Below are 2,600 nucleotides of genomic sequence, written 5' to 3' on the forward strand. Positions count from 1 at the left end.
CCCGTGCCGGAATCGCGGCGGGCGCCTTCCCCGCGGGGATCTTCGGCAAGGACTGAGGCGGGAGCGGGCCGGGAGCGCGGGCCGGGGGGAACGAGCCCGTGCGGGCGTCCCGGGCCGTCCGGGTTTAGCCGGGCGGCCCGGGGAAACCCGCGCCGTACGCCGGAAAGGGACTCCCCCGGCGACACCCCCGGAAGGAGAACACCATGTTCCGCGCCATCGCCGACGTCCTGCGCCAGATCGGCTCCGCCATCGCGACCGTCGTCACGCTGCCGTTCCGCGCCGTGGCCCGGCTCTTCGACGGCGCCTCCAGCACCGCCCGCCGCGCCTGAGCCCCCCGGCCCCGCCCCGCCGTGCGGGTGCCGCCTGCCAGAATGGGCCCCAAGCTTCGCAAGTCAGAAGGCGGTACGGGAACGTGACGACAGCCCGCACGGGGTCCACCGAATCCGCGTCCATCGAGGGACGCATTGCCGAGGAACTCGGAGTTCAGGAGCGGCAGGTGAGGTCGGCCGTCGAACTGCTCGACGGCGGCTCGACGGTGCCCTTCATCGCGCGCTACCGCAAAGAGGTCACGGGCACGCTGGACGACGCCCAGCTGAGGACCCTGGAGGAGCGGCTGCGCTACCTGCGCGAGCTGGAGGAGCGGCGCGCGGCGGTGCTCGAATCCGTACGGGAGCAGGGCAAGCTCACCGAGGAGGTCGAGGCCCGCATCCTCGGCGCCGACACGAAGGCGCGACTGGAGGACGTCTACCTCCCCTTCAAGCCCAAGCGGCGCACCAGGGCGCAGATCGCCCGCGAGGCCGGGCTCGAACCGCTCGCCGAGGGCCTGCTCACCGATCCCTCGCGCGAGCCGGCCGAGGCGGCCGCCGCGTACGTGGACGCGGGCAAGGGCGTCGCGGACGCGCAGGCCGCGCTCGACGGGGCCCGCGCGATCCTCTCCGAGCGGTTCGCGGAGGACGCGGACCTCATCGGGGAGCTGCGCGAGCGCATGTGGACGCGCGGCAGCCTCTCCTCGAAGGTCCGCGAGGGCAAGGAGGAGGCGGGGGCGAAGTTCTCCGACTACTTCGACTTCGCCGAGCCCTTCGCCAAGCTCCCCTCGCACCGCGTCCTCGCCCTGCTGCGCGGCGAGAAGGAAGAGGTCCTCGACCTCGTCCTGGAGCCCGAGGAGCCGCCCGCCGAGCCGGGCACCCCCTCCTCGTACGAGGGTGTCATCGCGCACCGCTTCGGGATCGCGGACCGGGGACGGCCGGGGGACGCGTGGCTGCGCGAGACGGTGCGCTGGGCCTGGCGCACCCGCGTCCTCGTGCACCTCGGCATCGACCTGCGACTGCGGCTGCGCACGACGGCCGAGGACGAGGCCGTCGGGGTCTTCGCCGCGAACCTGCGCGACCTGCTGCTCGCCGCGCCCGCCGGGACACGCGCGACGCTCGGGCTCGACCCCGGCCTCCGCACCGGCGTGAAGGTCGCCGTGGTGGACGCGACGGGCAAGGTCGTCGCGACCGACACGATCTACCCGCACGCCCCGCGCAACCGCTGGGACGACGCGCTCGCGAGCCTCGCGCGGCTCGCGGAGCGGCATCAGGTCGACCTCATCGCGATCGGCAACGGCACCGCCTCGCGCGAGACGGACAAGCTCGCGGGCGAACTCATCGCGGCCCGCCCGGAGCTGGGGCTCACGAAGGTCGTCGTCTCGGAGGCGGGCGCCTCGGTCTACTCGGCCTCGGCCTTCGCCTCGCAGGAACTCCCCGAGCTGGACGTCTCCCTGCGCGGCGCGGTCTCCATCGCGCGCCGCCTCCAGGACCCGCTCGCCGAACTGGTCAAGATCGACCCGAAGTCCATCGGGGTCGGCCAGTACCAGCACGACCTGAGCGAGGTGAAGCTCTCGCGCTCGCTCGACGCGGTGGTCGAGGACTGTGTGAACGGCGTCGGCGTGGACGTCAACACCGCGTCCACGCCGCTGCTCTCGCGGGTCTCCGGGGTGAGCGCGACGCTCGCCGAGAACATCGTGCGCCACCGGGACGAGAACGGTCCCTTCGGCTCCCGCACGGAGCTGAAGAAGGTCGCGCGGCTCGGCCCGAAGGCGTACGAGCAGTGCGCGGGCTTCCTGCGCGTGCGGGGCGCCGACCCGCTCGACGCCTCCAGCGTGCACCCCGAGGCGTATCCGGTGGCGCGCAGGATCGCGAAGGCGACGGGCGGCGACGTGGCCGCGCTCGTCGGGGACACCTCGACGCTGCGCTCGCTGCGCCCGGACGACTTCGTGGACGACACCTTCGGGCTGCCGACCGTCACCGACATCCTGCGCGAGCTGGAGAAGCCGGGGCGCGACCCGCGGCCCGCGTTCCGCACGGCGTCCTTCAAGGAGGGCGTCGAGAAGCTGTCCGACCTGGAGCCGGGCATGGTCCTGGAGGGCGTCGTGACCAACGTCGCCGCCTTCGGGGCCTTCGTGGACATCGGGGTGCACCAGGACGGGCTCGTCCATGTCTCGGCGCTCTCGCGGGAGTTCGTGAAGGACCCGCGCGAGGTCGTCAAGCCGGGCGACATCGTGAAGGTCAAGGTCCTCGACGTGGACCTGCCGCGCAAGCGGATCTCGCTCACGCTGCGGC

2 protein-coding genes are annotated in these 2,600 nt (G+C 73.2%); both read left to right on the forward strand.

Annotated elements, in window-relative coordinates; all coding sequences use genetic code 11:
• Positions 1-203: 203 nt before the first annotated feature.
• Positions 204-329 carry an LPFR motif small protein gene (locus SSBG_RS35335; RefSeq protein ID WP_267880252.1) on the forward strand — a complete coding sequence of 42 codons (126 nt, stop codon included), beginning with the start codon at positions 204-206 and terminating at the stop codon, positions 327-329.
• Between the two features lie 83 nt (positions 330-412).
• A partial coding sequence (locus SSBG_RS02715) for a Tex family protein (RefSeq protein WP_037868788.1) occupies positions 413-2,600 on the forward strand: 2,188 nt, incomplete at its 3' end.

The organism is Streptomyces sp. SPB074, assembly GCF_000154905.1.
Lineage (GTDB): Bacteria > Actinomycetota > Actinomycetes > Streptomycetales > Streptomycetaceae > Streptomyces.